This is a genomic window from Haloferax sp. DFSO60, assembly GCF_046557615.1.
In the GTDB taxonomy this organism is placed as follows: domain Archaea; phylum Halobacteriota; class Halobacteria; order Halobacteriales; family Haloferacaceae; genus Haloferax.
In genome coordinates, this window is the sequence record NZ_JBKIII010000004.1 from 62,489 (window position 1) to 88,082 (window position 25,594).

The 25,594-nt window shown below is 56.0% G+C and carries 22 protein-coding genes; 13 read left to right on the top strand and 9 right to left on the bottom strand.

Annotated elements, in window-relative coordinates:
- Positions 1 to 116 precede the first annotated feature (116 nt).
- Both ACK509_RS16100 and ACK509_RS16105 read right to left on the bottom strand, forming a co-directional pair.
- Positions 117 to 806, bottom strand: coding sequence for a DUF1028 domain-containing protein (locus ACK509_RS16100; protein ID WP_410767586.1), 690 nt, complete (start codon positions 804 to 806; stop codon positions 117 to 119).
- A 358-nt stretch (positions 807 to 1,164) separates the two neighbouring features.
- Complete coding sequence (locus tag ACK509_RS16105; protein ID WP_410767587.1) at positions 1,165 to 1,737, bottom strand: SprT-like domain-containing protein; 573 nt, start codon at positions 1,735 to 1,737, stop codon at positions 1,165 to 1,167.
- A gap of 383 nt (positions 1,738 to 2,120) precedes the next feature.
- Here ACK509_RS16105 and ACK509_RS16110 point away from each other — a divergent pair, with 383 nt between their 5' ends.
- The 3 genes from ACK509_RS16110 (at position 2,121) to ACK509_RS16120 (ending at position 3,536) form a co-directional block, all read left to right on the top strand.
- Positions 2,121 to 2,783: a helix-turn-helix domain-containing protein gene (locus ACK509_RS16110; protein WP_410767588.1), complete on the top strand. Its 663-nt coding sequence runs from the start codon at positions 2,121 to 2,123 to the stop codon at positions 2,781 to 2,783.
- Between the two features lie 97 nt (positions 2,784 to 2,880).
- Positions 2,881 to 3,219: a hypothetical protein gene (locus ACK509_RS16115; RefSeq protein WP_410767589.1), complete on the top strand. Its 339-nt coding sequence runs from the start codon at positions 2,881 to 2,883 to the stop codon at positions 3,217 to 3,219.
- Between the two features lie 17 nt (positions 3,220 to 3,236).
- Positions 3,237 to 3,536 carry a HalOD1 output domain-containing protein gene (locus ACK509_RS16120; protein ID WP_410767590.1) on the top strand — a complete coding sequence of 100 codons (300 nt, stop codon included), beginning with the start codon at positions 3,237 to 3,239 and terminating at the stop codon, positions 3,534 to 3,536.
- 3 nt (positions 3,537 to 3,539) lie between these two features.
- On the opposite strand, the gene ACK509_RS16125 is transcribed toward ACK509_RS16120, so the two are convergent.
- On the bottom strand, positions 3,540 to 4,070 hold the full coding sequence (locus ACK509_RS16125; protein ID WP_410767591.1) for a hypothetical protein: 531 nt from the start codon (positions 4,068 to 4,070) through the stop codon (positions 3,540 to 3,542).
- Between the two features lie 496 nt (positions 4,071 to 4,566).
- Between ACK509_RS16125 and ACK509_RS16130 the strand changes: the two genes are divergently transcribed.
- From ACK509_RS16130 to ACK509_RS16140, 3 genes are all read left to right on the top strand, one after another.
- Positions 4,567 to 4,878: a winged helix-turn-helix domain-containing protein gene (locus tag ACK509_RS16130; RefSeq protein WP_410767592.1), complete on the top strand. Its 312-nt coding sequence runs from the start codon at positions 4,567 to 4,569 to the stop codon at positions 4,876 to 4,878.
- Between the two features lie 212 nt (positions 4,879 to 5,090).
- A complete protein-coding gene (locus tag ACK509_RS16135; protein ID WP_410767593.1) occupies positions 5,091 to 6,098 on the top strand; it encodes a DUF1616 domain-containing protein in 1,008 nt (335 codons plus the stop codon).
- A gap of 130 nt (positions 6,099 to 6,228) precedes the next feature.
- Positions 6,229 to 6,519 (top strand): hypothetical protein, encoded by a 291-nt coding sequence (locus tag ACK509_RS16140; RefSeq protein WP_410767594.1) that lies wholly within the window; start codon positions 6,229 to 6,231, stop codon positions 6,517 to 6,519.
- A gap of 73 nt (positions 6,520 to 6,592) precedes the next feature.
- On the opposite strand, the gene ACK509_RS16145 is transcribed toward ACK509_RS16140, so the two are convergent.
- Positions 6,593 to 8,221 carry an alkaline phosphatase family protein gene (locus ACK509_RS16145; RefSeq protein ID WP_410767595.1) on the bottom strand — a complete coding sequence of 543 codons (1,629 nt, stop codon included), beginning with the start codon at positions 8,219 to 8,221 and terminating at the stop codon, positions 6,593 to 6,595.
- A gap of 322 nt (positions 8,222 to 8,543) precedes the next feature.
- Between ACK509_RS16145 and ACK509_RS16150 the strand changes: the two genes are divergently transcribed.
- Entirely contained in the window at positions 8,544 to 9,845 is a 1,302-nt protein-coding gene (locus ACK509_RS16150; RefSeq protein ID WP_410767596.1) for an antibiotic ABC transporter permease, read from the top strand.
- A gap of 198 nt (positions 9,846 to 10,043) precedes the next feature.
- Here ACK509_RS16150 and ACK509_RS16155 read toward each other — a convergent pair whose 3' ends face one another.
- Entirely contained in the window at positions 10,044 to 10,292 is a 249-nt protein-coding gene (locus tag ACK509_RS16155; RefSeq protein WP_410767597.1) for a hypothetical protein, read from the bottom strand.
- Between the two features lie 125 nt (positions 10,293 to 10,417).
- Entirely contained in the window at positions 10,418 to 11,437 is a 1,020-nt protein-coding gene (locus tag ACK509_RS16160) for a lipid II:glycine glycyltransferase FemX (RefSeq protein ID WP_410767598.1), read from the bottom strand.
- A gap of 372 nt (positions 11,438 to 11,809) precedes the next feature.
- Here ACK509_RS16160 and ACK509_RS16165 point away from each other — a divergent pair, with 372 nt between their 5' ends.
- The 5 genes from ACK509_RS16165 to ACK509_RS16185 all read left to right on the top strand — a co-directional run bounded on the left by ACK509_RS16165 (position 11,810) and on the right by ACK509_RS16185 (position 21,632).
- Entirely contained in the window at positions 11,810 to 12,349 is a 540-nt protein-coding gene (locus tag ACK509_RS16165; protein ID WP_410767599.1) for a twin-arginine translocation signal domain-containing protein, read from the top strand.
- A 346-nt stretch (positions 12,350 to 12,695) separates the two neighbouring features.
- Positions 12,696 to 15,254 (top strand): hypothetical protein, encoded by a 2,559-nt coding sequence (locus tag ACK509_RS16170; protein WP_410767600.1) that lies wholly within the window; start codon positions 12,696 to 12,698, stop codon positions 15,252 to 15,254.
- Between the two features lie 95 nt (positions 15,255 to 15,349).
- Positions 15,350 to 16,762, top strand: coding sequence for a sulfatase (locus ACK509_RS16175; protein WP_410767601.1), 1,413 nt, complete (start codon positions 15,350 to 15,352; stop codon positions 16,760 to 16,762).
- A gap of 350 nt (positions 16,763 to 17,112) precedes the next feature.
- Positions 17,113 to 19,854, top strand: coding sequence for a hypothetical protein (locus tag ACK509_RS16180; RefSeq protein WP_410767602.1), 2,742 nt, complete (start codon positions 17,113 to 17,115; stop codon positions 19,852 to 19,854).
- A 311-nt stretch (positions 19,855 to 20,165) separates the two neighbouring features.
- Entirely contained in the window at positions 20,166 to 21,632 is a 1,467-nt protein-coding gene (locus ACK509_RS16185; protein WP_410767603.1) for a flippase, read from the top strand.
- A gap of 6 nt (positions 21,633 to 21,638) precedes the next feature.
- Here the strand turns inward: ACK509_RS16185 and ACK509_RS16190 are convergent, their stop codons facing one another.
- Complete coding sequence (locus ACK509_RS16190) at positions 21,639 to 22,004, bottom strand: cupin domain-containing protein (RefSeq protein WP_410767604.1); 366 nt, start codon at positions 22,002 to 22,004, stop codon at positions 21,639 to 21,641.
- A 95-nt stretch (positions 22,005 to 22,099) separates the two neighbouring features.
- On the opposite strand from ACK509_RS16190, the gene ACK509_RS16195 reads away from it, so the two are divergent.
- Positions 22,100 to 22,642 carry an NUDIX domain-containing protein gene (locus ACK509_RS16195; protein ID WP_410767605.1) on the top strand — a complete coding sequence of 181 codons (543 nt, stop codon included), beginning with the start codon at positions 22,100 to 22,102 and terminating at the stop codon, positions 22,640 to 22,642.
- 64 nt (positions 22,643 to 22,706) lie between these two features.
- Here ACK509_RS16195 and ACK509_RS16200 read toward each other — a convergent pair whose 3' ends face one another.
- Positions 22,707 to 23,777, bottom strand: coding sequence for a Gfo/Idh/MocA family protein (locus ACK509_RS16200; protein ID WP_410767606.1), 1,071 nt, complete (start codon positions 23,775 to 23,777; stop codon positions 22,707 to 22,709).
- Between the two features lie 179 nt (positions 23,778 to 23,956).
- Complete coding sequence (locus ACK509_RS16205) at positions 23,957 to 25,582, bottom strand: hypothetical protein (RefSeq protein WP_410767607.1); 1,626 nt, start codon at positions 25,580 to 25,582, stop codon at positions 23,957 to 23,959.
- Between the last annotated feature and the right edge of the window lie 12 nt (positions 25,583 to 25,594).

A 25,594-nucleotide genomic window follows, 5' to 3' on the forward strand; every position in this document is an offset into this window, starting at 1 on the left:
CTCCTCCCCATACCCCTCCTCTCTTCACCACGCGACCGACTGGCGAGTCGCTACTCTCTTTCGCACTTGCGCAGTCGCTCTTGGTCCGGTCGCGCCGAAGAACTTCGTCTATCGACTCAGTACTTCACGCCGAAGTTCAGAATCTCTTCCGGATATTCACCGAACATCTCGTCCGTTTCGGCACGGATTCGGTCTTTTGCGCGACGTGCTTCGGTGAGGAGGTCACGAAGGTCAGAGACGGGGGTTTCGGAGAGGTCAACCCGAAGGTTGTGGTACATCTCCGGTTGTGGGGCGTGAACGAGAATCGCGGCGCTCATCTCTCCCCGGTCGTCACCACCCGCCTCTTCACCTGCTTCGAGCGCGGAGACGAGTCGTTCGGCCATGTCGCCCTTGGTCGATTCGTAGGTCTCGGCAGTTGCATCGACGACACCCGCCCCGGAAAGCATGTTTCCTGCGACGGTGTAGGTGTCTCCACGTCGGTGGCCCGCCCATTCGACGCACTCGCTACCGGTGAACGTGAAGGCACTCTCGGTTCCCACTCCGTGGACCTGCCGATAGGCGGCGTGTTCGTCGGCTTCGAGCAGGGTTTCGAACGCCTCGTCGATCCCCTCGCCCGCGTCGGCACGTTCGACTGCATCCCGTCCATGCTCCGTTTTCGTATAGGATTGAGTGACTGCCGCAGCAGTGCTACTTACGTAGGGACACGTCGCACCGACCGAGACGGTCCCCGTCGTTACTGCCGCGCCGAACGTGTTCGTCTCTGGGTCGTACGCCGCTATCGAGAAGGTTCCTGGGAGATGTCGCATGGCTCGCTAAGGTAGTTCTCTGGTCTCGCGCGCGTGATAAATAGTCACCCATCACGTGCAAACGACCGGGTGTGGGTGGGTCAATAATGCAAAATAACTGGACTACTACCCTGTTTTAAAATAATAAACCACAAAAAATATCTCAAATCCAATTATAGAAGCTCGGAAACAATTGTATCCTCTCCTATTTCTGTAACTATGTGGTTTATAATCCGCAAATGGTTTTCTTCAATTGGAAGCGCCTTACAGCGTGTCTAACTCATCTGTTTGCAGAATGTCTGCAATTCTTATCAGTTTGTGTTCCAGATTGTTCGTATTTCTATACCATCTCGATGGGCGTTTTACCTCTGGACTCGACCTATGCCGGTTGGACACATCGAAGCGGGGCTTCACAGCACCCAGAACGGTACGATTCAGATTGTCGAACGAGTTTGCAGTCTCGATACCGGTGGGCGACGGTCTCGCCACAGTCTGTGCAGGTGAGGACGTACTTTGGTTCCGAAAACCGCCGTACTCGGACGGGTGCATCGACTTCGTTCGCGCGTCGTTTGAACGCCCTTCCGTGGTCTGTCGAGCCAAACGCTTGGAACTGCTCGACGTGAACGAGTTCGTGTCTGAGTGTCGCCGTCCACTCTTCGTACTCGAACGATTTCGCGGCACGCCACGATAGCGAGAGTGTACAGGTTGGCGGACCGTCGCTATTCCACGTTCGTGGCGTCCCGACAACCGCGTCTGGAAGTGACGGCGACTTCACCGCGGCCGCCCGCCGCTTCGCGCGCGTAGAAACTTCCCACCCGACTCGATTGAGTGAAACGTCGAACTCGTAGGTTTCAACCGCCTGTCTCACGTAGGCTTTCGACCACCGAATGAGTGATGCGTGCGTCTCGATTGTCTCAAATTCGTTCGGTGTCGCCTTCGTTCCCCGTTCCATTTCGCTATCTGTGACATTTTGAGCGATGTGCTTGGGTGTTGCGCTGTTTCGCAGTCATTCGATTTGGAACACTGAGGCTGCGATTGGGTTCGGTGCTGAGTCTGTGAGGAATGCATCTCACAGCAAATTGATTAGAATATTGATAATATTGCTAAGCTCATTGTCTCTCATAGACAATGAGGTTTAGCAAAATAGTGTACTACCACCTGCCGATTTAAATATATCATATTTCGCTATATTCATTTTTGGTCGAATGTTCACGACAGCCTCTGAGGCTGAGTGCGTATCATCGAGAACCGATTGAGTACGTGCGGACTGTGCGAGTCAACTCGGATAACTCTCCAGACCATCTATTTCATGGCTTCTGCGGTCGTATTCGCTCTGTGACTGTTATCGCTGAGTTCACTATCAATTCGGACGAATTCATCCTCGGACAAGTCCTTGCTCGGCACCCAAATACGAACATCGAGATGGAACGCATTGTCCCCGCTTCGGGTCGAGTGATGCCGTATATCTGGGTACACGGGGCGGATTTTACTGCGTTTGAAGCCGCAGTCAGCCAGAGTCCGTATGTTCGAGACATCACAGCGCTCGATGTCATCGGCGAGAGTGCACTCTACCGCGTTAACTGGGAGGAAGATATCCAGAGTCTCCTCTACGGGATGGCAGAAACCAACGCGACGATTTTAGAGGCGCGTGGAAACGACAGTTGGTACTTCCGAATTCGCTTCGACGACCACTCCGGATTGACGCAGTTCCACAACTTCTGTATGGAACACGATATCACGTTCAAATTGAATCGTGTCTACACGCTTTCCGACGAGCAGCAAGGTGGATATCTGTTTGACTTGACCGATGCACAACGCAAGGCGCTCGTCACCGCAGTCAAAGACGGGTACTTCGAGGTCCCACGCCGGACGACACTTGGAAAGATTGGTGCAAAACTCGATATCACCGAGCAGTCTACGTCCGAAAACCTTCGTCGTGGGGCCAACAATGTGCTGTCAAAAGTCTTGCTTGCCTCGTCGGCTGATGATCTCAGATAAATCAACTTTCCCAGGCCACCTCTTTTGTATACCCTGAGATAACAGGCAGGCTGTACATACAATAAGACCTCATATGGCAGTATAGATGAGTGGAGAAGTGAGCGATCCGTGGGAGGTGGTGTACCAGGCACTGTCCAATTCGCATCGACGTAGTACTCTGCGCTACCTCAAAGAAACCGATAGCCCAACGGCGTTCGATGACGTTGTCGAACGTCTCGTCGATGATGGTCACGTTTCGTCGGCACCCGACGAACTGGCACGCGCCCGAACGAAGATGTACCACGTACACCTACCGAAGTTGTGCCGCGCAAATCTCGCTGAGTGGGACGGTGGAACCGAGATTAGACCTTCTGGGTTCTTGCGGCGACTTCCGAGAGAGATACTCTCCCCGAAGTTGACGGCCCAAGCAGGAAAGCCACAGGGTGCTGATGATTAGTCTATTTTTCTATACTCATGAAGATCGAGCGGAAGAGTAACTACGAGATATTTTCGCCCAACGGTGGCGACGACATGGACGGTATCTCGTATCGGATAATCGCCTGCGTCGCCGAACTCAAAGATGCTTCTCCGATGGAACTCCCTCCACTTACTGACTCTATCGACCCCGAAGCACTCGATACACTGGTCGAATCGGCAACTACCCAACGCTGTTCTATCGTCTTCCCGTTTGCCGGGACGCAAGTGAACGTCAACGGAGACGGCGATGTGTACGTCTTCATTCCAAAGTTTTCGGGAACTGGCTCACAAAATTAGCGTTCACTGGAGTTGGTCGGCTTCCCACTCGACGTACTGTGCGTTTTCTTCCAACACGTGGAACAGATTCGCCGTGGTCCCGGGGAGAGACGCATCGCGTCCATAGGAGATGATTGTTCGTACCCGCTTGAGCGTCGCCTCCGCCAGCGAGTGCAGTGGACAGACTCCCGTGTTCTCGATTCCCAATCGCTCCGATTCGTCGGTGATGCCTTCTTCAGAGTAGTGGTTTGTCACCCGAACGTGGTCGTGTTCGACGCGCTCGGAGTGAAGGAACCCTTGATTTCCAGCGTGCATCGTCACTTCCGCCTGGCCCGAGTACAGTCGCTTCAACACACGAAGTATCTCGTTCAGAAACGAGACTTCTGACGCCTCGAAGTAGACGATTCCGTGGGAGTTCTCCCCGGGAATCCACGTCCCGCCAATCCGGAGTGCCGCGTCACACGCCGGGTTGAAGTCGTCGCCTTTGTGGGTAGGATGCCACGGCGAGCCACCGCTATATCGAAAGTGGAATCTAACGTCACCCGACTGTGTCATTCGTCTCTCCAACCATCGTAGTCTGTGAAACTAGTCAGCACGATATAGAGTTTATCACGTGGTTCCCGATTGTGGGTGAATCTGGAGAGCGAATAACTCTGAAATACGGACGATTCCGATTAGTACTCGAATTTTTTGTGAAATTCTGAAACTCGATAGTGATGTACTCATCGTCGCGTCGTCTTGTGTACACAGAGATTCATGTATTTGTGTTTGTCTGAGTATCAAGACTAGGTGTTTGTAGCTACTCGTCGAACACGTCGAAGTCGGTCGATTACTCGTTCAAACCTCCCAAGATAACTGGTAATTTTGCCAACTCGTACTGACAAAGGAGTGTGTTAATATTCGCATCTTCGATGATTTTTATAATCGGAATTAATGCACGGGGATGTAGTATGTATTTCCACTGAACTCACAGGAACTAGCGAATGTCCTGAAATTTTGAATAAATTATCACCAAAGAGCTTATGTAATTAAGTGCCTGTTAATCAGGTGAATGGCTAGTAAGCAAGAGAACGAGGCTGGTAATCACGACGAAATCAATTGGAACGTAATCAGCTACATCATTAGCTCTCATTACCGACTCGCGGTCCTAGAGCGACTCTCCGAGGGACCTGCAACGCCAACACGAATTGCATCGGACACCGAACAACACGTTGCACACATTTCGCGCGCGCTCCAACGACTACGCGAACGCGACCAAGTCGACCTGCTGGTTCCTGAGGACCGTACGAAGGGTCGCGTGTATGGTCTGACCGACGAGGGAGAAGAGTCGTGGAAGACCATCGACGAAGAAGAACTCCTGTAATCGCGAGTTGGTAGATTACCGCCTCGCTCTTTTCTCTACTCTGGAGCTACTCTATGGGTAGCTTGGTGAACAAATAGCCTGTTTTTCTTGAAACTCTCAAATATTGTTTTGTTGCTTGGTGGCCTCTCTGCTGGCCATTAAGCACTTCATAACCTCGAAGAAAAGCCCATCAGCCGATGAACAACAAAATACCTTCTTCATGATTAGAGGGTATGGTGGAATTACCGAACAAAGAGCGCAACCGCCTGTTGCGGGTCCTCGGCCACTCCTCGGTTGACGTTTCCGTTGGACTGCTCCTTCTGGTCGGTGCTTCCCTGTCGCTACTGTATTTTGGTTCATGGAGTCTCCGGGCTCTCTTTGGGTTGCCCGTCCTTCTGTTCCTTCCAGGGTACACCCTCCTTCTCGTCTTGTTCCCAGCTGACCACTCGACGAGCGTATCGACGGTCTCCGACGTGAACGTCCGAACTGCGCCGACAAACATCGATCTCACCGAGCGGCTAGTTCTGTCGTTCGGGATGAGTCTCGCGTTGATTCCGATTCTCGGACTCGTCTTCCTCCAGTTCGGGCAGTCGCTGGGGGCGGTTGCACTGGTGGGGCTCTTCTTCGTCCTCATCGCCATCGGACTGCTGTTTGGCGAGTACCGTCGCCAGCAACTCCCCGAATCTGAGCGATACTCGCTCCCAGTTGCTCGGTGGCTGACCGGCGTCTCTACCGCGCTTACTGCTGAAGACACTGCTCAGCGCGGTATCAACATCGCCCTCGCATTCGCAATCATCCTCGCGGTGAGCTCGCTCGGCTACGCACTCGTCGTACCCAACACTGCTGAACAGTACTCGTCGATGTCGTTGCTCACACAGCAATCGAACGGTGAGTTCGTCGCGTCCAACTACCCTTCGTCGCTAACGACTGCCCAAGAGGACGACCTCTTCGTCTCTGTCACGAATCACGAAGGGGCCGCAACGACCTACACACTCGTCGTCGAACTCCAGCGCGTCGATACATCGACCGGAGAGTTACGAATCATCGAGGCTCAGGAACTCGCCCGAACCTCACAATCGGTTGCTTCTGGGGAGACGTGGACCGCCAACCCGACGATTCAGCCGGGACTGACCGGGACTGACCTCCGGCTCGTCTACCTCCTCTACAAGGGAGACGCACCCGCTTCACCCGACGAAGAGAACGCGTACCGTTCGACGTACATCTGGGTCTCTGTTCAGTAACCGCTGTCTTCGGTCTCTACGTTCTCGACTTTCGATTCAGTACTCGGTAGCGCCGCCTCTCGAAAGCGGCGGCAGTAGGATTATCTGACAGATGATTGTATGCTTCACAGGGTACGCTACGCGTCGTGATATGCGTGTCACCCGGAGGAACAACAGGTGGCAACCGATTGGGTATCCGTTCGTGAACGAATCGCTGACCGAACAGACCGGGTTCTCACTGCCCTTCGAGACGAGTGGGGGACGACGCGGACCATCGAACGGTTCGACTTTGGCCCCAAGCGATGGGACGCTCACTATCGAACGCGAACGCACGACTCACCCCGGCGCGACCCGAGCCACTGGACTCTTCGGCACCGATGTCTTCCCGGAGCAGTGCCGTGACGCCGACGAGATACGGCAGTTGCTTGCCGACACAGAGTAAGTACAAACACAAAAACGAGGACTGAACGCGGAAGAGAGGAACGCAAAAGAGAGCGATTTGTCGCCGTGTTCGACTATTCGAGGTAGCCGAGGTTTGCGAGTCGCTCTTCGACCATGCTGTCCTCCGTCGTACTCACATCTCCTGCATCGAGCGTCGGGTACGCCATCGACCCTGCCGAAGCGACGATTGGAAGCGCGCGCCCGTCCATTCGTTCGTCGCTCTCGATGCCGAAGGTCGCGAGGACGGTGGGGGCTACGTCGAAGATGTGTGCCCCTTCGAGACTCGAACCGGCGTCGATGGCTTCACCCGTCGCAGCGATGACGCCGAACAGCTTGTGGTTCCACGGTTCGCTGGGTGTCCCGAAGATTTGCCCGGGCATCATCGCCGAGAGGAACTGGTCGAATCCGCGTGGGACGGTGACGATATCGACGGAGGTGTCTGCTTCGGGCCCGAAGTAATACTGTTCGCGTGGGGCCACTTCGTCGAATACTGGTTTCCCATCCGGCCCAGTCGCGTTCGTCAGGAGTTCGATGAGTTCCTTGCGAACGACGTCGTACTCAGATACCGGGACGATGCCGTGTGGCTCCCGTCCTTCGAGATTGATTCTGATGCCGATTTCGGTCCGTGAGCGCATGAACGCCATCGACCGCTCGAAGTCCACTTGCCGGGTTCCGGCGCTGATGAGGTCGGTGTTGATGTGTTTGGCGACTGCTTCGTCCAGTCCGACGCGTTTGAGTACGGCACCGATTCGTTGACTCGTCAGGCCAACGCGGGCCAAGAGTTGAATCAGTCTTGCGGCGGCACCGAGTTCGACAGTCTGGGCTTCGACACCTGCTTTTAACTTCGAATCGCGGACGGTGGCCCAGGTCGGCATTCCCTGTCCGCCGTTGATGGTCTTGACGTAACCGTGTTCGTGGAGGAACTCGTTGACGCGGAACTCGTAACCGGCCATCTCGCCCATTCCGTGGTCGCTGACGACGATGACGTTCTCGGGTTGGTAGGCGTCGATAATTCGGGCGACTTGTGCATCGACTTCTGCGTAGATGTCTCTGACTGTATCGAGGTCACCGGGGCGTTCGTGGAAGACGGTATCTGTCTGCTGGAACTGGATGAAGCCGAAGTCGGGTTGGAATCGGTCGACTAAGTAGCAGAATGCGTCACCACGCATTCGAATGAGTTCGCAGTAGCGGTCGCTCGCAGCAGCATCTGTCGGTTTGGGGTCACGAGCGTAGACGCGATAGTCGCCGATGGCTTCGCGCACGTCGTCGAGAATTCCGTCAGGGTAGCAGGGTGGGTTTTCCGGTGAGGTGTACCCCGGAATGAGTGCGCCGTTAAATTCTCGGCACGGGTGTGTAACAGGTGTGTTGACGACGACACTGGAGTAGCCGTGGTAATCGAGCAGTTCCCACAGCGTCCGTTCGCGGATGTGGCTCCCGTTGACGACGGACCAATCGTAGCCGTCAAACGAGAGAAAGTCAAAAATCCCGTGTTTGCCGGGATTCATACCCGTGTAAATCGAGGGCCATGCACTCGCGGTCCACGGAGGCATCTGTGATTCGAGCGGCCCGTACGAACCTTGGGTAAAAAGTGACTCCAACGTTGGGACCGCTCCTTCTTCGAAGAGGGGTTCTAAAACCGGGAGACACGCTGCGTCTAATCCTACCAACAACGTGTTCATCTCTCCCGAACGAGTCTCGGTCATACTGAAACCATGGCGTGTTCGGTGTTTTGTTATAGAGTGACTTTCTCCGGGGAACCCATCACTAAACCCACTAGTCTGCGTTCGACAGCCCAATTAACAAATAATAGATAATACTTTGCAGAAAGGAAGTGGCACTCACGTGGGACGAAAACTGAGACACGTCGGCTGTCTGTTGCAGTGGTGAACTGTTCTATGTGTAATTTTCACCGGACAGCGACTGATTTCGGGACCACGTTTTCCATACTTTCACACGGAAAATTCGGTTCAACTGGCGTAGGCGGCACGTAACAAAGCCGTTAAACTCTGTTTCTCAACGTATTGTATGTCACAAGATGCTTCGCTCCTGACCGACCTCAAAGAACCCTCCGAGACGGCGGTCGGACCAATTCTCGAATTTAACGGGCAACCCATCTCCGAAATTCTCGAAGAGACGCTCGAATACTCGCGCAAGCGGGATTACAAGGGGTGGGACTACGGCGACGGCATGAGCAGTCGTCTCCTCCAGGCACTCCCCTTCGACAACAAGTGGGTGAACCTCGTCGTTCAAGAACTCGTCAAGCGCCCTCCAGTCAACGTTCGGCCACTCTTCCTCGTGGAAAAGCGTCGCAATTACAAGGGCACTGCGCTGTTCTCGATTGCGAACCTGAACTTCCATCAGTACAAGAACGCGATGGGTGAGAAATCCGACGTCGATTACTTAGCAGAGTCACGAGAACTCGCCGACTGGCTCATCCAAAACAGAAGTGTCGGCTACCACGGGTTCTGTGGCGGCCACAAACACGTCCTTCAGATGCTCGATGGAAAGGGGATGCCGAACGACCCCGACGTCGTCTCTACCTCGTACGCGGTGAAAGCGCTCCTCAGAGCCGCCCCGTACGACCCCATCTACCCAACTATCGCCAAGACGTCGTCCGACTTCGTCGTCGAAGACCTGAACTACCACGAGGTGGACGGTGGTGCGAAGATCAACTATCACCTCAACCATCCCGATACGTACTACACTATCAACTCGGGTGCGCTCGGTGCCCGACTCTTCATCGATATCTACGACCAACACCGCGACGAAGCCGACCTCGAACGTGCGACCAAGATTCTGGACTTCATCGCGTCGCATCAGGCTGATATCGGTGGGTGGACCTACCGCATCCCGGCGTCGAGTTCGCACCTCTCGATGGACAACCACCACAACGGGTTCGTCATCGATGCGTTCCTTCGCTACCGTGAGGTGACTGGTTCAGACCGTTACGACCAGACTATCGACCGTGGACTCGAGTTCTACCGCAACGGCCTGTTCGAATCCGACGGCGCTCCCAACTGGGACGAGTCCAAGGCGTTCCCCCGCGACATCCACGCCGCCGCGACGGCGATTCAGGTGTTCACGGCCGCTGGCGACTTGGAATTTGCCGGTCGCATCCTCCAGTGGACGCTCGAAAACCTCTATGCAGGCAACGGTCGGTTCTACTACCGCAAGCACAAGTACTACACCGTCAAGACCACCCTGATGCGCTGGGCACAGGCGTGGATGGCCTACGCGATGTCAGAGTACCTGAACGCGGTCGCACGCTCAGAAGGCTACGAAGTCGTCGATACTCCCACTCCCGAGACCACTCGACAGACGGTGTAGACGAGCGCATTCTGTTCTCTTTCTCACGTTCGTTGGTTGTTCGCTTCGTTCGTCTGACTCCTGCTGTAGTCGTCACACTTCTCGCCTCTTGTGATTTACTTTTGTCACTATGTCGTGTGGTTTGGTCACCCTGTGAATCTCCGTCTCGCTCTCAGTCGTCTGCTTCTAACAACAGAGTGGATGTGGGCGAGAACGTCGCTACGCTCCCGAGAGTTTCGTATCAGTCAGAACGCGGTGGACCACGGCGACGAGTCCCCCAACGACGAGTGCGAGTCCAAGGAGAAACAGCGGCAGCGAGACGAGTAACTGGAAGGGAACTGGAATGATGAACAGTCCCTCCTGTGAGAATCCGACGATATACCACCCGACACCGATTGCCACGTAGAGTTTGACCAATTCCGGATTCAGCGCGTATCGTAAGGAGTTGACTGCGGGGCTTTCAGGCACATGCTCTATTCAAATGGCCGTCAAGTAACTATTGTGGATACCTCAACAACTCGGCCACGGCTGGTGATTACACAACTGCAAAAAAGAGCGGTTAGACGGCGATACTACTTATCGAGCCACTGTAGTCACGCACGCTGCCGAATCGACTTGTAGAGATGGGCCAGTGTTCCGATGCCAGACTCGCCTTTTTCGAGGCTGTAGAACGGTCTGAGTTCGGGATTGAACTTCGCTTTGTACTTGTTGATGCGGCGGTTGTCGGCACCGACGAGGTCGTAGGTCGTCCGACCGCGTTCGATTGCGTCGGTCATAACGCGCCAGTCGAGCAGGTCGTTGACGGCGATATCGACGTCGATGTCGGTTCTGACGCCGCCTTGCCAGCGAGAGACCACGTCTTTGTAGTCGGTGACGAGGATGCCGCCGATGAACTCACCATCGACACGGAGCGTGTAGGGGCGAATCTGTCCTTCGGGCAGACTCGTGTAGAGGTCCTTGACGAAATCGGGGGTGATACGGTAGGAGATTCCTTGGCTCTCGTAGCGCTCGGTAATCTGTTCGACGATGAGTTCGATTTCTTCGAGTCCGCCTTCTTCGATGGTGTAGGAGTCTTCTGGGGCGTTTCTGATGTTCGCTCGGGCATCGCTGCTGAAGTTCATCAACACTTCCTCTTCGCCACCGGTGAGGTCGACGTGGTAGGTGTACGAGGGCGTAATGGTGAAGCTATTCCACGAGAACGGTCGCAGGTCTGTGTAGGTTCCGTCGAGGCGGATGTGCGTGTACTGGGGTCTGATTTCGTTCTGTATCCACTCGAAACAACCGTCCATGAACTCGTGGTGTCGGCGCTCACGCTTGCGCTGTTTCAGCTTGTCCATGTTGAGGAGTACCGGTCCGAGATAGGAAACACGGAGTTCTGGCGGCGGTGAAAACGCCGTCCGGATTGGGCCCTTCGTTATCTTGAATACTGGAAAGAGACCGACGATTTCCTGCCCTTTGAACCCGACTAGTGGGTAGAGTTCGGCACCAGCGTGTTTGGCCTGTATCTGGAGTGCTGCGTACTGATGGAAAAGTGACCCGTGCGTCGATTGCTCGACGTACTGGTCCCAGCGTTCGAGGTCATCTTGATTTGCATGCCTGACTTCTATCGTCATTGTTCGTAGGTTGAAAAATCACGTTTTTCGTGCTTTGTTATACATCTGTTACTCCTCGTGAGAAGCCCAATCGAACCACCCATCGAGCTAATGCACGAGATAATCAGGTTCCCCGCTTAGAAAACCAGACCACAGTGTGTGCATTTGCGACCTATCGCTGACTGTAATCGTAACTCGCTCGTGACCGTTTTCTCTCAAATTATCAACGTTGCTGGCGTTCAGGAAGTACTGAATTTTAACCGGATTTTCACCTATTCGTCACCAATTATCTCACCACCCAGACTACTAACTCAAACTGACATTCAGGGGTGAAATCCATAACTAACTGGACCCATCTCGACTTCTTGGCTGTCCAAAACGGACGATTCAATCATGACCGACCGACCAATCTTCCGGCTTTCTCGCCGTTCGCTGATGAAAAAGAGCGCGCTCACCGCAGTCGCCTTGGGTGTTGGTATCCCTGCCGTCTCTGGGACCGCTGCCGCAACGTCCTGTCCTCGTACACCCGGTTACTGGATGAACCACGACTGGCCCGAGGGTGGACTCACAAAGGTAAACGACAAACTCGGAACGAGCTTCCAGAGTGTCGAAGAGGGCCAAGAATTCCTGAAGATGCCAACGAGAGGTGACAAGGGCATCATCATGGCGACGCACCTCATCGCCACTATCCTCAACTTCCAAGGACGAGATGGCTCGGAACCGACCTGTGTCGATGCGTACTTCCCCAAGTACGACACGACTGTTCGCAAAGCGAAGCAAAACGCCGAATCGTGGCTTGACGACTCTTCTTTCCCGAATGCCCAACGGAGTTGGACTGTTAGCGGCGTCGATGGAGAAGAACTCAAGAACATCCTCGATGCGTTCAACAACAACGACCTCAGACTCGACTGCGGGTGTGATGTCGACGAGTAACCAGACTACTCGTTGACCATCGGTTACACCAGTTGCTGTTCGATTTTACTCGTTCCTTTGTGTTCTACTCACACTCTCATCTGCTCTCTCGTCCAGTTGTACTCGTAGCTCTCCGTGTAGCCACTCGTAGCCACTCGTCCACTGTTCCACTGTCACTGTTTCAGAATCGCGTACGTACACACGTGCGAATCACTAGCTCTAGTGGCTCAACATATCACGAGTTGTTATTGTCACCATATCCCGAAATACCAGTGAAAATTATGCTCTGGTTGTCTAGTAGAAACGGCAGACAGAGCGGGAAGTTGGCGAACCATAACAATACTCCTAGCTACCCATCAACTGGGTAATGAGTCAATCGCGGTCGTGGTCTTTCACCCACGTTGGGTTGATTGGAGGGTTCACAGCGTTTGCCATTGCTGTGTTCGTCGCATATCAAAACCCAGCGACTGGCTACGAACTCTCAATTTACGGTGCAACGCCGAGCATCTACTGGATTCTCGTTGGATTTGCGGTATTGTGTTCGCTCATCATCGCGGTGATGGGAGAGGCTCGATTCCGGTCGTTCGCGTTATTCCTCGGTGGGATTAGTGTTTTCTCCATCGTCGCATTGCCAGTCATCCGCGGGTACTACTTCCTCGGTGCTGGTGACTCGCTGACGCACCTTGGATGGGCACGAGATATCGTGAGTGGGCAAACACCGGTTTCGGAGATTCTCTACCCGGGGATTCACACCTTTGCAATCCTGCTGTCGATGTTCACTGGTTACTCGCTGGAGCACTCGTTCCTGTTCGTCGTTCTGGCGTTCATCGCACTGACGTTCCTGCTCGTGCCACGCATCGCGTCGCTGGTCTTCCCGCAGGACGACGCCGTCGTCGTCATCGCGACGTTTTCGGCGTTCCTCCTCCTGCCGATTAACACGATTAGTACCCACGTGGCACCGCACACGTTCAGCCAAGCGGTCTTCTTCGGGTCGCTCGCGGTGTTCCTCTTCCTCCGGTACGTGACGAGCAGGCCCTCGAGTGAATCGAGATTCCGCCCAACTGCTCTCGGCGTCCTCCTCGGTCTCACCGGGATTGCCACAGTTCTCTACCACCCGATGCAGGCACTCAACATCCTGATTCTGCTCGGGTTAGCCGCCGTTGTGCAGTTCATCGCACGTCGGACCGGGCGCTGGGAGCGATTCCACGCTAACCGACCGGTGTACGCGCAGACTGCCATTCTCGCTATCGCGTTCTTCGCCTGGATTGCCCAGCGGAACGCGTTCTTGAACACGGTTGGTGCGGTTGGCCGCACTGCGACTGGTTACCTCGGCGGGACGCCGCCAACTGCTGCGGGGGCGGCGGCCTCTCAGGGCGCATCGCTCGCAGCCATCGGCGTCAGTATCGAGGAAATCTTCCTCAAACTGTTCCTCGTCGGTACTATTTACACCGGATTGATGGGGATGCTCGTCCTCGCGAGTCTCTCTCGCCGACTCGACTCGATGCCCGAGACCAGCGCGAAGATACAGTATTTGACCCTCGGTGCGCTCGGGACCCTGCCGTTCGCACTCGTCTACATCGTCGGCAACATCGGCGAACTTCACTTCCGGTTGCTCGGCTACCTGATGCTGATTGCAACGGTACTCGGGTCGGTCATGATAACGCTCGGTGCGATTCGTATCTCTCCGCGGATGGGCGCTCGAACGGCACACGCAGGAATCGTACTCGCCTTCGTGATTCTCCTCCCGCTCGCTCTGCTGACGGCTTTCCCGTCGCCGTACATCTACCAGCCGAACCAGCAGGTCACCGAGATGCAACTCGACGGCTACCAACAGACGTTCGAACTCCAAAATGAGAGTCTCGTGGTCCAGAGCGTCCGGCAAGGTCCGTGGCGCTACAACGACGCCACCTTGGGCGTGGCTGCCAGCGAAGAGACGGAGTACGACAGTTACGTTCAGACGAACGGGCTGGCGGACCTGAATTCGAGTTTCGAAGGCGCGGGATACCTCGCAATCACCGACTACGACCGTGAGCGCGAACTCGTCGCGTACAAGGAACTCCGATACTCGCAAGCAGGGTTCGACTCGCTCGATGTGACACCCGGCGTCAACCGTGTCATCTCGAATGGAGACTTCACGCTGTTCTTCGTCGAGGACTTCGAGGAGCGTGCCGAATCGGTGGGCACACAGCAATCTATCGATACCGGTGATCAACCCGCAGTCACCGATTTAGACCTCGATGAAGGTGGCACACCGGACGACGCAACCCGTGCCAGTGGAGGCGACTCGTCATCTGTGACGAACTCTGAGGTACCCGATAGGGAGGCAGACCCACCCGATGAGACCGGAGAGACGGAGGGCGAAACGACCGGCGGCGATTCTAATTCTTTTTCTGGGAGTGAAGTAACCGAGAGCGACACGCCAGTCACGACCCCCGACACCGAAGAGACGGTGACTGACGACCCCGAAGACGACCTCAACACCGGTGCTGCGGTGGCCGCAGTCAACGACACGCGAGTTGCCCGTGTTGAACAGGAGAACGAACGCCAAGCAGGTGAGACAGACGAGAAGAACACCGACGACAAGAACGGAAACAACGGCAAGGCGAAGGGAAAGGACAAGGAGAAAAACAAGGGTAACGGGAAGAACAAGGCGGCAGGCAACGACAACGACAAGGCCGAGAACAATGGCAAGGCCAAAGGAAGAGACGCAGACTGGGAGGACGATGACGAAGACGAGCGAGACGAGGAACGTCGTGAGGAGCGAGAAGAGCGGGACGACGACCGAGAGGAAGAGCGAGATGAGGATGATGACCGTGATGATGACGACGAACGGGACGACAAAGACGAGGATGACGACGAGGATGACGAAAACGAAGGTGACGATGACCGGGACGAACTAATTGCGATTCTCGACCTGTTTTTCTGAATCGCTCTGATTTTGAATTTCAGGCCGTGAGACGCCGTCGCTCGGATATGCGACTTATAACTATCCGATGAACAGACGAAGCACCGCTCAGAGCTATGACTGAGCGACCAAACATCGTCTGGATAACACTCGAAAGCACGAGAGCAGACCACACGACGATGGGTGGATACGAAAAAAACACCACCCCGAATCTCCAGCGAATCGCAGATAGCGCCGGGGGACGGTACTTTGCTGAAGCCTTCTCTCACGGTATCTGGACGCTCGCTTCTTCTGCGTCTATCCTCACGGCGACGTATCCCTCGCACCACGGCGCAGGAATGACTGGCGAAGCGATTCCCGATGAACTCCCGACCGTCGCAGAGCGATTCCAACAGGCTGGCTACGATACGGCTTGTATCTCTCCAAACTCGCATCTGAGTTCTGCGACCGGCCTCGACCGTGGATTCGACGAGTTCGTCTGGCTCAGTAAGTCCACGCTCCGCGAGTCAGTCGGTGTTGGGACGATTTTCTCGTATCTCCGCAACATCAACAAGCACGGTGGGGGCTTGACGCTCGATACGCGAAAGCACAGCACCGACTACATGATGAACAAACTCGCCATGCGGTGGCTCAAAGACCGCCAGACGAAGGAGAACCCGATGTTTCTCTACCTCCACTACGGCGGGCCCCACCACCCATACTACCCGCCGAAGCGTCACCTCGACACGTTCGCCGAGGACGTTGGGCTTCCAACCGAGCGAATTCAAGAGATCGGATTAGACCACCACGACCGCTTGTTCGAACACATGGCGGCGAACAGTCCGTTCTCGGACGAAGAGTGGAAGGCGATTTCGGCCCTCTACGACGGCGAAATCGCTCACGTTGACGAACTCGTCGGCGAACTGTTCGACACCGTTCAGTCGCTCGACCTCGAAAACACCATCTTCGTCATCACCGCCGACCACGGCGAACTGTTCGGTGAGAGTGGCTTGCTCGCTCACCAAATCGTCACCGACGACGCCGTCTGCCACGTTCCGCTCATCATTCACGGCCTCGACGTGGCACGGGACTACGACGGCGAACTGGTGCAACACGCCGACGTGATGACGACGTTGCTCTCGGCAGTCGGTGCATCGACTGAGGGAACGCAAGGCGTCGATATGCAGTCGGACCACCGCGAGTTTGCAATCGTCCAGCGCGGTGCAGACCGGAGTCAACAGAACCTCGACAAACTCGTCGAGCTCAATCCCGAGTTCGATGCGTCGAAGTTCCCGAAATCGACACTCACAGCGCTTCGAACGTCGGATTTCAAGTACGAATACAGCGACGATGGGGCCGAACTATTCGAACTCCCCGACGAGACACACGACGTCTCTACGGAGTACCCCGAGGTTCGAGCTGAACTCGATGAACGCCTCCAGAAATGGTTCGAAACCGACGGTGTACCGGTGAGCGAACAACAGCAAAGCGGGCGGTTCACCAAGGCGATGCGAGCACAACTTGCTGACCTTGGCTACCTCGTCGATTAACTGTTCGTCGCTCTTTTCGGCTTTACGCTCTCCTTAATCGCCTTTTTCCGAGGGAAGACCGCCCGGTACCCTCTCTGTTTTCTAGAGGTGCCCGTTTTTCCAGTTTTCCACTGATTTTGTGTACTAATTGCTCGTATATCGGTGACACGAGATTGGTGTTGGTAACAAGTAGCATGCTTTTTGGAGGCCGTTGAGAACAGTTGGTAAACATTCTGCTCAAACCTCGCTACCTATTTGTAAGCTTATCGCTCGAATTTGACTATTATTCGCAACTATCCATAGCAAACTAACCACATTTTGCTTCAAATGTGGCCAGATTCGTTATTTATGCAAGGTTCAAGGGGCCGACCATGCAGAAGGACTCTGACCGCAACGACCGCAACCAGCTCCTCGATAAGATTTCGAGCGATGAAACAAACATGGGCCGCAGATCGTATCTGCGAATGGCCGGTGTCGCGCTTGGTAGTATGGCTGCTGCAGGTGCAGCAGCGGAGAGCGCTTCGGCCGCCACGACCGTTCGTGGCATCTCCTTCGACCGTGTCCTGAACGCCGCAGACTTCTGTGACACTTCAGGAAGCCAAGACTGTTCGAGCGCGATCGAGAACCGCCTTTCGAGTGGGACGCTCATCAAGTTCCCCAAGGGAACGTACAAAATCGCCAGTAACATCAACACTGGCTCGGCAAACAACGTCGGGATGTACTCCGAAGAGGGTGCGACCCTCAAGGTTCCCCGTGGTGGAGAGGTAACGGTCTTCTTCAACCGTGGTGGCCGCAACGTCCTGTTCGAAGGCTTCACCATCGACCAGACCGCACGGGATGCGTTCGGTAACATGAAGCTCCTCTGTGAGGACAACGGTCAAATCCGTAACGTCGATATCGTCGGTCGCTCGCCTGCTGCCGACCACCGCCTCGACCAGCACATCCTCATGGACGTTCACGACTCGAACGGAACGTCCATCATCAAGAACTTCACCGCGAAAGACGGTGGTGTCCTCGGTGAGTACCGGAACAGTTCCGGTGGTATCCAGGCGACGCCGGGTCACCACGGGACGCTGAAGATTATCGACTGCCACCTCGAAGAGATGGCAAACAACGGTATCTACGCGACGCGGTGTGACGGTGCTATCCAAGTCGAGGGTGGCGTCTACCGGAACAACGACGTTGCGCAGGTCCGTCTGATGGGTCCCAACTCGTACGTCGATGGTGCACTCATCGAAATCGACATGAACAAAGCCGAGGACAACCCCGGCACGCCCCGCAAGATGCGTGGTCTGTGGGTCGAAACGAAACAGACCAAGTTCAGCGGCACGAAGAACGGTGGCTACGCACGTAACTGTACGTTCGTCATCCGTGACGCGCCGAACTCGCTCGAAGCGATCGACCTCGACGAGACCGGTGGATGGCTCGAAGTCGACAACTGTTACTTCGTCATCGACCGCAACAACACCCGTGCAATCACGGCGTACGGTCCGGAAGACAAGGCGTCGAACTACCCGAAGGCACCCAAGCCGTGGGACCTCAAGGTCACGAACTGTTCGATTACGGGTAGCGCAGCGGACCGCGAGAGCATCAAGGTCATCAACCGCCCCGGTTCGACCGTCGAGAACACGTGTATTCAGCAGACGGCAAACGGACGTGACGGTGTGACCGTCGTCAACGCAGGCGACTGTTACGTCGGCTCTTCGACCATCAACGTCGATGGCCAGGCTGTCCGCGAAGTCGACACGAACGTCCAGACGCAGTCCATCGAGACGTCCGGTAGCTGTCCGCTCCCGGGCGAAGGTGACCTGTCCAGTGGTGACTCCTCTTCGGACTCCACTGACGGCGGTTCCACCACGACCGACTCTACGGAAAAAAAAACACATGAACTAGTCGTAGATGGTGAAGGTAGCTCAGACCTGATTAACTACGAATTCAGTGTAAGCGGCACCGTCACCCAGACGGACTCCCCTGGTGAAGACACCATCGAGGGAAGCTCCGTCACGGGTGCAGTTCGCGCTGGCATCGACAGCTTCGAATTCACGGGCGAAATCACGTCGTTCTCCATCGACGGCTCCGCACTGCTCACCCTCGACGGTGAGGAAGTAACCCCCGAAGACCTCGGAGGGTCTTCTGACTCGACCGACAGCGGAACGGACTCCACCACCGATTCGAGTACGGACTCTGGTTCGACGGACTCTTCCACGGATTCGACCGACTCGACCGATTCGACGGACACGCTCACGGTCGAAACCGTCGAAGGCGGCCCGCTCGTCGAGTACGAATTCACCGTCGATGGCTCTGTCTCCAAGGGGTCGAACTCCGAGAGTTCCGACACGCTGGCGTCGAACGGCGACGGCACGACGACGGTCACCGGTAAGACCGGCAACGGCTACGCCGACGACTTCCAGATCGGCGGCGAACTGACCGCGTTCAGCGCCAACGTCGATGTCGAGAATTACAGCGTCCTCGTCAACGGCGAAGAAGTTGACCTCTCGTCGCTCGGTAGCTCGGACTCCACGGACTCGGGTTCGACTTCCACCACCAGCGAACTCGTCATCGACGGCGAAGGCCGCGACGGACTCACGAACTACGAGTTCAGCGTCAGTGGCTCTGTCTCGCAGACCGACGACCCCGGCGAGGATACCATCGAAGGAACCACCGTCATCGGTGCAGTTGGTGGTGGCCTCGACAGTTTCGACTTCACGGGTGACATCACTGCCTTCTCCATCGACGGCCCGGCAACGGTTCTCCTCGATGGCGAAGCAGTCGATCCGTCTACGCTCGGTAGCTCGGACTCCAGTACGGATTCGACCGACTCGACCGATTCGACGGATTCCACCACGGACTCGTCCACCGACGAGACGGTCGAAAAGGCGACGAAGATTACCATCGACGGTATGGGTACCCAGGAGATGGCGAAGTACGGCTTCACCGTCAGCGGCGAAGTCGAGCAGGTTGACGACCCCGGCGAAGACAAGGTCAACGGAAACACGGTCACCGGAAAGGTCCGCAAGGGTCTCGACGAGTTCGTGTTCACTGGAAACCTCACGTCGTTCGACCTCGACGGTCCAGCACGTATCTACCTCGACGAGGTCAAGCTCTCTGCCTAACCCAGCATAGCTGACCCTCGCGGTCACCCACAAACCGTCCTTCCTTCTTTACGCGTCACGGCCCACCCTGTTCGTGGGCCGGATGTATTTTTCACACAATCGAGCGACTGCGGAGCGTTTTCACTGGCCTGCAACCAGTAAGTCATCTATAACAAAGCCCCAACGACGCCCACATTTGGTGAGTTACGATTTGCGGAGAACGCCCTTAGAAGTGCGAACGATGCGTTCTCGAAGCCCTCCGCTCGTTTATGCTGGATGGCTTCCAATTCACTTCTGAGTGTGCGGCCCGCAGACGGACGGAAAAACAAGTCATGGTGACAGGCACAATTATCCGGGGCATCAAAGCAATGTTCGCAGCCCAGGGCATCTCGCTGCTCTCGAAGGGGTTGCTTCTCATTTTGCTCACGCGCTACTTTATGACGCCCGACGAGTACGGGCTTCTCTTCCTCGCAATTTCCATCATCTCGGTCGCACTCCTGTTTGCGAACCTCGGATTAGCGAAGTCTGCCGGGAGATATCTCGCCGAGTACCGAAAGACGAACCCCGCACAGATTCCACACATCCTCTGGTCTACGTTAAAATACAATCTCCTCACGATTGCCGTGGTTGTGGTGGCCGTCGTGCTGTTCAGCGCCCCCGTCGCCGAGATACTGGGCGACGAGCGCATCGCACCACTGCTCGTTGCGGGTGTCGGCTACATCGCGTTTAGTTCGCTCTCGACGTTCGTCTCGTTGTGCTTCCAAGGGCTGAACAGCGTCGATTGGAGTGCGAAGACGTCTATCGTCTCGAACGTCGGATTCATCCTCTTCATCGTTGTCTTCCTGCTATTCGGTCTCGGCCCGCTGGGTGCTGTCATCGGGTACTCGATTGGCTACGCGCTCGCCGCACTGGTCGGCCTCGCAGTTCTCTACTTCCGGTTTTACCGCAGATACGACGAAGGAGCGGAGCCTGAACCGGGTCTCTCGAATCGGATTCTCAGATACAGTGTCCCGTTGACGGTGACGCGCGGGGCGGTCATGCTCGACTCCCGTGTCGATGCGATTCTCGTCGGGTTCTTCCTCAACCCGGTTGCAGTCGGGTTCTACATGCTCGGCAAGCAAATTACTGATTTCGTCATCGCGCCCGCGACGACCATCGGATTCTCCGTCTCGCCGACCTTCGGCGAACAGAAAGCCGAGAATAAAATCGAGCGCGCATCGAAACTCTACGAGACGACCTTCGAGTACGTCGTGACCTTGTACATTCCTGCCGCAGTCGGCATGGCCATCCTCGCCGAACCGACCGTTCGCCTCATCTTCGGCGAGCAGTACCTCGGTGCAGTCCCCGTCGTGCAGGTGTTCAGCCTCTATGCGCTCCTCCGCGCCATCGACAAAATCACCAACGACAGTCTCGACTACATCGGCCAAGCAAAATCCCGCGCGTACGCGAAAGGTGCAACTGCCGCCGCCAACTTCGGGCTCAACATCGCCCTTATCCCCGTCTTCGGTGTCGTCGGTGCCGCCGTTGCGACGGTCATCACCTACATCTTCCTCGTCGGATTCGAGGTGTACCTCATCTACGCCGAGTTCAACCTCTCGCTTTGGAGACTCGCCCGGACGACGGCAATCGTCTGCCTCGTCACCTTCGGGATGGCGGTCCCCGTCCTCGCGTTCGAACCGTTCATCTCGGGTATCGTCACACTCGGTGCCGCCGTGGTCATCGGCCTCGTCACGTGGTCGGTACTCGTCTCGGCGAGCGGTCTCCTGAACTTCCGGCGCGTCGTCTCGATGCTCCGCTGAGTCTGATTATTCGAGTCGCTTTTCTGCTGTTTGTGTGAGTTCCGAATCCACGTCCCCCGTGTTCTTCGTCCCGCGTGGCTCGAAGAGGAGAATCTGTGCTTCCTCGTCAGCGACAGGGCGATGTTCGACACCTCGAGGAACGACCACGAACTCACCTGCTTCGAGGTGTACGTCCGGTTCGTCTCGGAATTGGATTGTCAACTCGCCGCTGTGGACGAAAAATAGCTCGTCGGCGTCGTCGTGTTGGTGCCAGACGAACTCGCCTTCGACTTTTGCGAGTTTGACTTCTTGCCCGTTGAGTTCGCCAGCGAGACGTGGGGACCACTGTTCGTCGAACGAGTCGAACGCGTCGGTGAGGTTCACTTTCTTCATACAGGTCCTCTCGATGGACAGCTAATCAAGTGTTTTGTGCGGTCTACGTGCGTGATACACCAAAGACATTTGGTGTCTATGTGTGATGTTCCCACATGGATATCGGGGAGCAAACACGGGAGGCGGTCACCCGCGAGTTACAACTCCTCGAAGACAAGTTCGGTTCGATATCTACCGAACAGAAACAGGTTACAAACGAACCTGACTTCTTCGAACACGGACAGCAACTCGCCGAAGAAGGGTGGATTGGTGATGCTGGTGCGTGGGTAACCGACGAAGACGATAGGGTACTTTTGATTCGCCATGCAGACGACCCTGACCGCTGGGGGACACCCGGAGGACGGCACGAACCCGGCGAATCACTCGAAGAGACCGCTCGACGTGAGGTCCACGAGGAGACCGGGATTGTGTGTTCGCTGACCGGGATTTACTGGGCACGTCGGAAAAGTATCGTCCACGCGGACGACGACGAGAGACGACTCCACATGCTCACTGTCGAATTCGAAGCCGAGTACGAATCTGGGCAACTCCTCATTACCGACGACGACATCGTCGAGGCGCAGTGGTTTACTGAGCCGCCGGACCACACTCACGACTTTATGAGTGAGAAAGTCGAGGAGTGGGAAGCCGAAGGCTAGGGACGAATCGAGGCTCGAAAGAGAAAACGAAAATAGCGACGGACACCCCACCAGAGGTGTACGTTTATGCGTTTCGCGCCGATTCGCGAACCGCTTCGAGGAGAACCATCGTCCACTTCGACTCTTCGATTGGGATGGGCATCGGGCCGTCGGTGTCGATAGCCTTGGATTCGAGGTCGATTTGGTAGTAGTGGGGGTTCATCTGCTTGATGTTCTCCCACCCATCGTCGTACTTGGTCTTGAGCATCGTCCCGGCGTTGCCGACGACGCCGCCGATGAGGTTGGCAGAGCGTTCGAAGTTGTATCGGGCCTTCGAGAGCGACGTACTCGTCGGGTCGCGGGTGACGTTCATGACCGTCTGCGAGACGAGGTCAGCCATCACCGACTGTTCTTCGCCGTGGACGATGACGAGGCGCTGTGGAATCGCGCCGGAAATCATCTTCACGCTGACGACACAGCCATCGTCGGTCCGGTACTGGACGGAGGCGTTGTCGTAGGTGAAGCCTTCTTCGTACTCTTTCGTGAGGCTGGTCAGTGCGGAGACTGCGTCTTCGCTCTCTGGATAGCCGCCGACGTGGAGGGCGATGTAGAGTGGGTGTGGAAGCCCTTCTTCGAATTCACCACCTTCGAGTTCGAGCGCCCAGCGACCGCGTTGTTCGAGGTCCGGGGGCGTGAGGCCCGTGAAGATAACTTCGACACTGCGAACCTTCCCGAGGTCGCCGCGCTTGAGTCGTTTTTCGACAGTACGCATCGCAGGGTCGAAGACGTGCTGGTGAACTTCAGAGAACTGGACGCCTGCTTCTTTTGCGTACGCTTCGAGTTCGAGATACTCTTCGAGCGTCGTGGTGATTGGTTTCTCGATCATCACGGGGACGCCCTTGTCGATGACTTTCTTCGCAAGCGCAACGTGCGTCTGGACCCCAGTACAGATGTGTACCCAGTCGAGATCCTCAGTTTCGAGCATCTCGTCGAGGTCCGTGTATGGTTTGATGCCATACTGGGTCGCGACATCGTTCGACCGTCCCTCGTCAATATCGCAGATTGCGACGAGGTTCGTCCGTGGGTTTCGTTCCAGTGCTGAGAGGTGCGTACTGGAGACGACACCGGCACCGACGACTGCTGTGTTCAACGTCATACGCCTCGTGATTTAACTGATAAGGGTATTGTTATACGCTCAATGACTGGTAGAACAGAGAGCTAACGGTCTCATTGAACCGATTTGAATTTTCGATTAGTTCGGGCAGTCAATCGCTTCCTCGTCAGGTTATCGCACACTAACCGCCTGCGTGCTGTCGCAAAAACCGAATTCGACGCTTATTCGGGGACGAATCGGAGCCACTTGAGTTGGCCGTCTTGTTCTCCGGTGATAGCAAGCGTGTTGTCGCCTGAGGGTGACGAGAGGTCGTTCGTCGTCATACATCCTGTCGTGGAGAACACGCCGCCGCCGTTGGCACGGTACTCTCTCCCGTCGATGAGGACTGTACTGCCGGATGCACCGGGATCCCATCTCGCGACGGATTGCCGCATCTCTGGAACAGCGTCGAATTGGAGCAGACACGGGTCTGTGTTGTTGTCGCCATCGAATTCGATGATGTACGGGTAGCGCGTCGTCGTCACAGAGCCACCATCGACGAGGGTCGAATTGGAGTTCGAGAGGTACACACCGTCGCGTTGGTCACCAGGTTGGTCGATAGTACAGTTTCGAATCACCGACTTGGGGGCGTCAGCTAAGATAATTCCTGCGGCACCCCTCGCGTTGCCGGTGACGAGGACGTTCTCGAGTTTAACCCACGACGGGCCATCCGGTGGCCGGTACTGGCCTTGCCGTTCGAGTGGGCTTCGGAAGACTGCTGGAACGTTGTCGGCGTTGATGCGAATCGTCGAATCGCGGATTGTGACCGTCCGTCCGGTCGGGAAGACGTAGACACCGCCTTTCGACTGCGGCGTCTTCTCGATGACGATTGTGCAATCACGGATTTCGGCACCAGCGGGCTTCTGGGTTGGTCCTTGTTCGATGACGATGCCACGCGTGTTGAACTGTGAATCGAGTTGTGTGAGGGGGCCGGTGTAGCTATCCATATCTACCTCGACAGTTGCGCCCTCGACGTAGCTTCCTTCACCGGCGATTCTGATTCCGGCGACGTTGTTGTTGCGGAACGTCCCACCGATGACTTCGATGTTGCCGGTGGTCCGACTCGCGTAGATGCCGTTGTTGCCGAACTCTTCGAGGTGGCAGTTTTCGATACGAATGTTCCCGCTGTTCCACGGGCCGATAGAGATACCACCGCGGCCGTCACCGCTCTTGTAGTGGCCGATTGCAGAGCCCTTCTTCGCGCGGAAGTTTCGAATTATGCCACGGCCTTCGTTCGTCGTCAATCCGAGCAACATCGCGTGAACGACGTCGCTGTCGGGATGTTCGCCGCGACCGATGTATTCGACATCCTCGACGAGGAAGGTATCGCGCGTCAAGATACGGACTCCTGCGGTAGTCTCCGGCGCGGTGATGTCGATATCGATGCCGCGGAAGACGAAGTTTCCAACCTCGGAAACGTCGATGAGGAAGTTGTTGTAGCCCTGTGGTGGAAGCAACTGCACGGGGCCTTCGCCGAGCATCACGACACTACTGAACTGCGAGACACGTAGGCGGTGTTCGAAGCGGTAGGTCCCCGACGGGAACCGAAGAACGATATCGTCTTCGAGCGCCTGTCGAATGCGGGCGGCACAGGGCTCTCGACCGGTCGGGTCACAGCCCAAATCTTCGACGACGTTGACTCCTTCTGGATACTCGGGCGTCTGTTCGGGTGTTCGATCTGGCGTCCGCTCGGGGGTTCGTTCGTCGTCCGTCGGTGTCTCCGGGATGTCTGGCTCTTCTCTCGTGAGACAGCCAGCTAACGTCGCAGCGGCAACACCGACTAAGCCAAGATACGCCCGTCTATCCATATTTTAGACCAC